This is a genomic window from Actinomycetospora aurantiaca, from assembly GCF_037401875.1.
GTDB lineage: Bacteria > Actinomycetota > Actinomycetes > Mycobacteriales > Pseudonocardiaceae > Actinomycetospora > Actinomycetospora aurantiaca.
In genome coordinates this window covers 22,250-31,330 of sequence record NZ_JBBEGN010000015.1, presented here as the reverse complement: position 1 = coordinate 31,330, position 9,081 = coordinate 22,250, and the positions used below count along the sequence as shown (strand labels likewise).

The following is a 9,081-nucleotide window of genomic DNA, read 5'->3' as shown; positions in this document are numbered from 1 at the left end:
GGGCTCCGTTCAGGAACGGGAGTCGTCGAGGGCCAGCCGGATGAGGTCGTCGACGTCCATCGCGGCGATCGCGTCCTCCCCGGGCCCGTCGTCGGCGCGGGGGGCGGGCACCGGCTCCGGGTCGCGCCCGGGGCCCCCGAACTGCTCGACGAGGTGCTCGGCGAGGGCCTCGGGGGTGGGGTGGTCGAACACGAGCGTGGCGGGCAGGCGCAGGCCGGTCGCCGTCGTCAGGCGGGTCCGCAGTTCGACGGCCTGCAGCGAGTCGAACCCGAGGTCGAGGAAGCCCCGCCGGGGGTCGACGTCGTCCGCGCCGCGGTGGGCGAGGACCGCCGCCGCGTGCGTGCGCACGAGGTCGAGGGCGAGCCGACGACGTTCGTCGGGCGCGGCGGCGCGCAGCCGCCCGGCCTGGTCCTCGACGGCGGCCTGCACCGTCTCCGTGACGCGGGCACCGGGGAGGTCGCGCAGCAGGTGGCGGACCCGGACGGCGTTGAGGGCGGTCGCGAGGGCCGGGCGGTCCAGGTCGGCGGCGAGCACCACCGGCCGGCCCGACGAGACCGCCCGCTCCAGGGCGTCCAGCGCGCGGGCGGGTGGCAGGGCGCGGTCGGTGTCGGCGCCGGTCGCGGTGGCCATGCCACCCTCGGCCCAGGCACCCCACGCGACCGACGTGGCCGGCCGTCCGGCCGCGACCCGCCGTCGTGCGAGGGCGTCGAGGCGGGCGTTGGCGGCGGCGTAGTTGCCCTGGCCCGGGCTGCCGAGGATCCCGGCGGCCGAGGAGAACAGGACGAACACCTCGGCGTCGCCGCAGAGTTCGTCGAGGTGCTCCGCGGCGTCGACCTTCGGCCCTGCGACCGCGGCGAACCGCTCGGGGGTGAGCGCGGTGAGGACGCCGTCGTCGAGCATGCCGGCGGTGTGGACGACGCCGCGGACGTCGTGCCCGGCGAGCGCCGCGGCGAGTGCCTCGCGGTCGGCGACGTCGCACGCGGCGAGGAAGACGGTCGCGCCCCGGCGACGGAGGTCGGAGACCAGCGCGTCGGCACCGGGGGCGTCCGCGCCGCGACGCCCCAGGAGCAGGAGCTCGGGCACGCCGGCATCGGCGAGCCGGCGGGCCACGTGCGCGCCGAGCGCCCCGGTGCCCCCGGTGACGACGACGACGCCCTCGGTCGGCCACGGGTGCGGACCTGGTGCGGTCTCGAGCGGCACGATCCGACGTCCGGTGACCTCGTTCGGGCCGGCGACGACGACCTCGTCCTCACCCTCGAACGCCCCGCCCGGGGCCATGGCGGCGACGGCGGCGACCACGACGTCGGCGGACCGCTCGTCGAACTCGCCGGGCAGCTCCACGAGCCCGGCCCACCGGTCGGGCGCCTCGAGGATGGCGACCCGGGCGAGGCCCGCGAGTCCGGCCCGGCCCGGGTCGTCCGCCGTGGGCGGGGTGAGGACGGTCAGCGGGGCGGCGGTCCCGGCTTCGACGAGGGCCGCCGCGACGAGGGCCGCGGTCACCTCGGGCCGGTCGTCGTCGGGCAGGAGGACGACACGGTCGACCGGGTCGTCAGCGCGGTCGCGCAGTCGCGCCGCGAGGTCGGTGCGGGTGCCGACCGGCTCGACGGTGGCCCGCCCGCCGGCCCGCACCACGGCGGCGGCGACGGGGTCCGCGGCGGCTCCGACCCCGAGGACGAGCCATCGCCCGGGGGCGAGCGCACCGCGCGGCGGGGCGAGCGGGGCGGCGATCTGCTCGGCGAGCAGCTCGGACGGGTCGCGGTGCCGCCACGCTGCGAGGGCGGGCAGCAGCTCGCGGAGCGGCGTGTCCGGGCCGACGTGGAGGTCGGCGGCGAGGTCGTCGAGCGCCCCGCGCATGACGGCGTCCCAGAAGCGGGCGTCGACCGGGTCGGTCGAGACCGCCGGCGTCGCGGGCTCCGGCCAGTACCGACGGTGCTGCCAGGGGTAGGTGGGCAGGTCGGTCGGCTGGGCGTCGGGGAGGACCTGTCGCCAGTCGACGTCGACGCCCGCGGCGTGGAGCTGTCCCAGGGCCTTCATGACGTCGGGTCGGGCTGGGATCCCGTGCTCGGCCAAGCTGCTCAGTGTGGCGTCGGGGCCGAGTTCGAGGACGACGCCGGCGGCCATCGTGGCGAGGGTGTCGGCGAACCGGACGGTGTCGCGGACGTGGGAGACCCAGTGGTCCGGGTCGGTGACGTGCTGGGTCGAGCCATTCGAGACGACCGGGATTCGCGGCTCGTGGAACGTCAGCCCCGTTACGACCTGGCGGAACTCGTCGAGCATCGGCTCCATCCGCGCGGAGTGGAACGCGTGGCTCACGGTGAGCTGCTTCGTGCGCTCGAAGTGGCTCGCGACCTCGGCGACCGCGTCCTCGTCACCCGAGATCACGCAGGCCTGGGGCCCGTTCACGGCCGCGAGATTGACGCCCTCGGTGAGGTGTGCGCGGACCTCGTCCTCCGAGGCCGCCACCGCCACCATCGACCCGCCGTCGGGAAGCTCCCCCATCAACCGGCCGCGGGCTTCCACCAACCGGCACGCATCGTCGAGATCGAGGACCCCGGCGCAGTGCAAAGCACTGATCTCGCCGATCGAGTGCCCGCCGAGGACTGATGGCTGCACGCCCCAGGACTCGACGAGTCGGAACAGCGCCACCTCGAGGGCGAACAATCCGGCCTGCGCGTGCTGGGTCCGCGCGAGCAGCCCGGCGTCGTCGCCGAACACGATCCCGCGGACGTCCTCGGGGAACTGGACGCAGACCGCGTCGAACGCCGTCCGGAACACCTCGAAGCCCTCGTACAGGTCCCGGCCCATCCCCGGGTGCTGCGAGCCCTGACCGGTGAACACGATCCCGAGCTCGCCCGACCCCGCCCGCACCGGCGACACCGACCGCAGCCCCTCACGGAGCTCCTCCACCGACGACCCGGTCACCACCGCCGACCACTCGAACCGCGACCGCGTCGTCACCAACGAGTACGCGACGTCGGCGACCGACTCGGTTGGCCACGCAGCCAGGGCCGTCGCCTGCGCCGACACCGCATCGGGCGTCCGCGCCGAGACCACCCAAGGCACCGACCGTGTCCCGCCACTGACGTCGGGCGTCAGCCGTGTGCCACCACTGACATCCGGCTCCCCGACCTCCGGCACCGACCGTGTCCCGCCACTGACATCCGACGTCAGCCGTGTGCCACCACTGACATCCGGCGCCTCCAGCACCACATGGGCGTTCGTCCCGGAGATCCCGAACGATGACACCCCCGCCCGACGCGGACGATCACCGACCTCCGGCCACGGACGCGACTCCGTCACCAACGACACCGCGCCCTGCGACCACTCGACCTGTACGGACGGGGCATCCACGTGCAGGGTCGCCGGGAGCACCCCGTGCTGCATCGCCAGCACCATCTTGATCACGCCCGCGACCCCGGCGGCGGCCTGCGTGTGGCCGATGTTGGACTTCACCGCACCCACGTACAGCGGCTCACCCGCACGCTGCCCGTACGTGCCCAGCAGGGCGCCCGCCTCGATCGGGTCGCCCAGCGACGTCCCGGTGCCGTGCGCCTCCACCGCGTCCACGTCGGCCGTCGACAACCCACCCGCCGCCAACGCCGCCCGGATCACCCGCTGCTGCGCCGGGCCGTTGGGTGCGGTCAACCCGTTCGACGCCCCGTCCTGGTTCACCGCCGATCCACGCACCACCGCCAGCACCCGATGCCCCGCCGCCCGAGCATCGGAGAGCCGCTCCACGAGCACCATGCCGACGCCCTCGCCGAACCCGGTGCCGTCCGCCGCGTCCGCGAACGCCTTGCACCGGCCGTCGGGAGCGAGCCCGCCCTGACGGTCGAACTCGGCGAACAGGGCCGGGGTGGACATCACCGTCACCCCGCCCGCGAGGGCGCGATCGCACTCGCCGCGACGCAGGGACGCCGCCGCGAGGTGCAGCGCCACCAGCGACGACGAGCACGCCGTGTCCACGGTGAGCGCCGGGCCCTCCAGCCCGAGCGCGTAGGCCACGCGCCCGGAGAGCACGCTGCCCGTGCTGCCGGTGCCCGCATGTCCCTCGGTGTCCGTGTCGGAGCCGGCGAGGACGGACGGGTAGTCCTGGTAGTTCGTGCCGGCGAACACGGCGGTCGCCGTCCCGCGCAGCGACGCCGGGTCGATCCCGGCCCGCTCGATCGCCTCCCACGACGCCTCCAGCAGCAGCCGCTGCTGCGGATCCATCGCCAGCGCCTCCCGCGGCGAGATCCCGAAGAAGTCCGCGTCGAACCCGGCGACGTCGTAGAGGAAGCCGCCGGAGGGCGGGGCGCCGTCGGGACCGACGGGCAGGTCGGCCCGGCGCCAGCCCCGGTCGTCGGGCAGGGCCGAGATCGCGTCCCCGCCGGTGACGAGCAGCTGCCAGAGGTCCTCGGGCGACCGCACGCCCCCCGGCAGACGGCAGGCCAGGCCGACGATGGCGACCGGCTCGTCCTCCGCGCCCGGCCCGGGCGACGTCGGCCGCTCGCCGACCGCGCCGGCGAGGTGGCGGGCGAGGGCGGCGACGGTCGGGAAGTCGAAGGCGAGCGTGGCCGGCAGCCGTTCCCCGGTGTCGGCGGCGATGCGGTTGCGCAGCTCGACGGTGGTGACCGAGTCGAAGCCCAGGTCACGGAAGGGGCGCTCGACCGGAACGGCGGAGGCGTCGGCGAACCCGAGGACCGCGGCCACGTGCCCGCGGACGATCTCCGCAGCGATCTTCCCGCGCTCGGCCGGGTCGGCGGCGGCGAGGCGCCCGACCGACCCGTCGTCACGAACCTCCGTCAAGACGGGGAGGGCGGCCCGCACCTCCGGGAGGTCGGCGAGCAGGGGACGCGGGCGTCCGCCCGCGGCGCCCGCGGTGAGGCCGGTCCAGTCGACGTCGGCCACCGCGATCGTCGTGACGTCCCGCGCGAGGATTCGGTCGAGGACACCGAGGGCGCGGTCCGGGTCCATCTCCCGCCCACCGCGCCGCCGCAGGGCCTCCTCGGCCCGACCCTCGGCGATCCCGCCGCCGGCCCAGTGGCCCCACGCGATCGCGGTGCCCGCGAGCCCGGCGGCCCGACGACGGCGGGCGAGGGCGTCGAGCATCGCGTTGCCCGGGGCGTACCCGGCCTGGCCGGGGATGCCCAGCACGCCCGCGAAGGAGGAGAAGAGCAGGAACAGCGCGAGGTCGGCGTCGCGGGTGAGCTCGTCGAGGACCACCGCCGCCTCGACCTTCACCGACAGCACGCGGTCGAGCTGCTCGACCTGCAGCGCGTCGACCACGGCGTCGTCGAGCACCGCGGCGGTGTGCACGACCCCGACGAGCGGGTGCTCCACCGGGATCCCGGCGAGCAGCGCGGCGGTGGCGTCGCGGTCGGCGAGGTCGCAGCCGACGACCCGGGCGGTCGCGCCGAGCCGGGCGAGCTCGTCGACGAGGCCGTCGTCGTCGCGACCCCGCCGGTTGACCAGCAGCAGCTGCTCGACCCCGACCGTCGCGAGGTGTCGGGCCACCCGGGCCCCGAGCGCCCCCGTGCCGCCGGTGACCAGGACGGTGCCGCGGCGCTCGCGCACCACGGCGAGGGGGTCCGCGGCGGGCCGACGGTCGAGGTCGGCGTGGGCCAGGCGTCGGCGGTGCAGCCCGGTCGGGCGGACGGCGAGCTCGTCCTCGCCGTCGTGCCCGGAGAGCGCGAGGGCGAGCAGCGGGGCGGTGCGCCCGTCGAGCCGGTCGGGCAGGTCGACGAGACCGCCCCAGCGTTCGGGGAGTTCGGCGGCCGCGACGCGGCCGAAGGCCCACACCGCCGCGCCGGCGAGGTGGGCGGGGGCGTCGGTGGTGTCGACGGTGGCGGCGCCGCGGGTCGCGACCCACAGCGGCGCGTCGCCGTCGAGGGCCTGGACGAGCGCCAGCGTGTCCGTCAGGGCACGGGGCACGGCCGGATGTCCGGGCGCCGTGCCGTCCCGGAGCGCGAGCAGCGACAGCACGCCGCGCCACGGTCCGGGCTGCGCGTCGGCTGCGGTGGTGACCTCGGCCCCGTGGTCCTCGAGCGCGGCGACGACGTCCGCCGGGTCCTGGTCGGGGGCGTGCACGACGAGCCAGCGGCCGGCGACGTCGGGACGGCGGGTGCGGTCGGCGACGCTCCACGTCACCTCGTGCAGCCACGCATCGGTCTCCGCGGTCTCGGCGCGACGCCGCCGCCACGCCGCGAGGGCGGGCGCGACCGTGGCGAGCGCGGGACGGTCCGCGGGGTCGAGGGCCAGGTCGTCGGCGAGGGCGTCGAGGTCCCGCTCGAGGTGGTCCCACAACTGCTCGTCCGAGGTCCCGACGACGGGGCCGGCCGGCTCGGCCGGCTGCGGCCAGTAGTGCTGGTGGTCGAAGGCGTAGGTCGGCAGGTCCGTGACCGGGGTCGCCTCGCCGATCACAGCGTCCCAGTCCGGCGTGATCCCACGGACGTGCAGCGCTCCCAGTGCCAGCAGGGCCTGCCCGCGGGTGCCGTGATCACGGCGCAGGGTCCCGACCACCAGCGCGTCCGGCACGGTGTCCCCCACTGCTCCGGTGAGCACCGGATGCGGCGAGACCTCCACGAAGACGCCGTGGCCCTGCTCGACGAGAGCCTCGATCGCCTGCTGCAGCTGCACCGGCCGGCGGAGGTTCTCCGCCCAGTAGCCCGCATCCATGTCTGCGGTGTCCAGCAGCTCTGCTCGGACGGTGGAGAACAGCGGAATGGCGCCGGTGACCGGGCTCAGCCCGTCGAGCTCAGTGGTGATCGTGTCGACGACCGCGTCGACGTGCTGCGAGTGCGACGCGTAGTCGACGGCGATCCGCTTGGCTTCAACCGGGCAGGCGGCGATGAACTGCTCGACCGCGGCGACATCGCCGGAGACCACCGTGGAGGCGGGCCCGTTGACCGCGGCGATCGACAGGCCTTCCGGGAGCTCGAGCTCTGCCGCCGGCAGCGGCACCGAGGCCATCGCCCCGTGCCCGGCGAGGTGCTCGCGGATCACGGTCGCGCGGCGGGCCACCACCCGGGCGCCCTGCTCGACGGTGAGACCACCCGCGACCACGGCGGCGGCGATCTCACCCTGCGAATGCCCCACCACCACAGCCGGTGTGACACCCCACGACGCCCACAGCCTCGCCAGGGCGACCATCACCGCCCACGACGCACACTGCACCCCCACCACATCGAACGACTCATCCGAACCGTCGAGCAGCGCTGCCTGCAGGTTCCAGCCCAGGTGGGATTCCAGGGCGGTGCAGCACTCGGCCAGCGCGTCGGCGAACACCGGCTCCTCGGCATGCAGCGCGGTAGCCATGCCCACCCACTGCGCCCCCTGCCCCGGGAACACGAACACCGGACCCGAAGCCGGGCCGGCCTCACCAGACACCAGGGTCGCCGCCGGCTCACCCGCAGCCAGCGCATCCAACCCCGCCAGCAGCGCCTCGCCCTCGCCGACCACCACCGCCCGACGCTCGAACCGCGACCGACCCACCAGACCCGCCGCCACACCCGACGTCACGAACCCGCTGTGCTCCCGCGCCCACGCCGCGAGCCGCTCGGCCTGGCCGCGCAGCGACCCCGCCGACCGCGCCGAGAGCACCCACGGCTGTGCGAGTGGCGCCGTTCTGACGTCAGACGTCAGCAACGGACCATCGCTGACACCCGGCGCCGACTCCAGCACCACGTGCGCGTTCGTCCCCGACACCCCGAACGACGACACCGCCGCCCGCCGCGGACGATCACCGACCTCCGGCCACGGGTGTGCCTCGGTGGCCGGCGAGACCGCGCCCCGCGTCCAGCCGACGTGGGAGGTGGGTCGCGCGACGTGCAGGGTCGGCGGAATCGTGGCGTGCCGGAGGGCCTCGACGGCCTTGATGACCCCGGCGACCCCGGCCGCGGCCTGCGTGTGGCCGACGTTCGACTTCACCGAGCCGAGCCACAGCGGTTCGCCGCTGCGGTCGCCGTAGGTCGCGAGCAGGGCCTCGGCCTCGATCGGGTCACCGAGGGTCGTGCCCGTGCCGTGCGCCTCGAGCAGGTCGACCTCGGAGGGCTCTACCCCGGCCGCCTCGAGCGCGCGGAGAATCACCCGCTGCTGGGCCGGGCCGTTCGGCGCCGTCAGCCCGTTCGACGCTCCGTCCTGGTTGACCGCCGAACCGCGGAGCACCGCCAGCACCTCGTGCCCCAGCTGCTCGGCGTCCGACAGCCGCTCGACCAGCAGCATCCCGACGCCCTCGCCCCAGCCGGTCCCGTCGGCGTCGTCGGAGAACGCCTTGCAGCGCCCGTCGGCGGCGAGCCCGTTCTGGCGGGAGAACTCGACGAAGGCGCCCGGGGTGGCCATGACGGTCGCGCCGCCGGCGAGGGCGAGCGAGCACTCCCGGCGGCGCAGCGACTCGGCGGCCAGGTGCAGGGTGACCAGGGACGCCGAGCAGGCCGTGTCCACCGTGACCGCCGGGCCCTCCAGCCCGAGGCAGTACGCGACGCGCCCGGAGAGGACGGCGGCGGTGTTGCCGGTCGCGAGGTAGTCGCCGGCGCCGCCCGCGGAGGCGAACAGCACGGCGGAGTAGTCCTGGCCGTTGGTGCCCGCGAACACGGCGGTGTCGGTGCCGCGCAGGGCCAGCGGGTCGAGACCGGCGGACTCGACGGCCTCCCACGAGACCTCGAGCAGCTGCCGTTGCTGCGGGTCCATGGCGAGCGCCTCGCGCGGGGAGATGCCGAAGAACCCGGCGTCGAACTCGCCGGCCCCGTCGAGGAAGCCGCCCTCGAGGGCGACCGACGAGCCGGGCCCGCCGCGACCGAGGGCCTCGAGATCCCAGCCGCGGTCGGCCGGGAACGGTCCGATGCCGTCGCGGCCCTCGACGACGAGCCGCCACAGGTCCGCGGTCGACGTCACGCCCCCGGGGAAGCGGCACGCCATCCCGACGATCGCGATCGGCTCCCGGCTCTCGGCCTCCTTCTCCTCGAGCCGGCGCCGGGTGCGCCGCAGATCGGCGGTGACCCGCTTGAGGTAGTCCCGGATCTCGGCGTCGTCAGCCACTCAGGTTCTCCTCCCGTGTCGCCGCACGCCCCGCCTCACCTCGCCTCGCTCCCGCGACGCTAGGAA

General features: G+C 75.7%; 1 pseudogene. It reads right to left on the bottom strand.

Going from position 1 to position 9,081, the window contains the following annotated elements:
- Positions 1-9 precede the first annotated feature (9 nt).
- Positions 10-9,000, bottom strand: a pseudogene (locus tag WCD74_RS23265) (type I polyketide synthase); the annotation flags it as partial.
- Positions 9,001-9,081 lie beyond the last annotated feature (81 nt).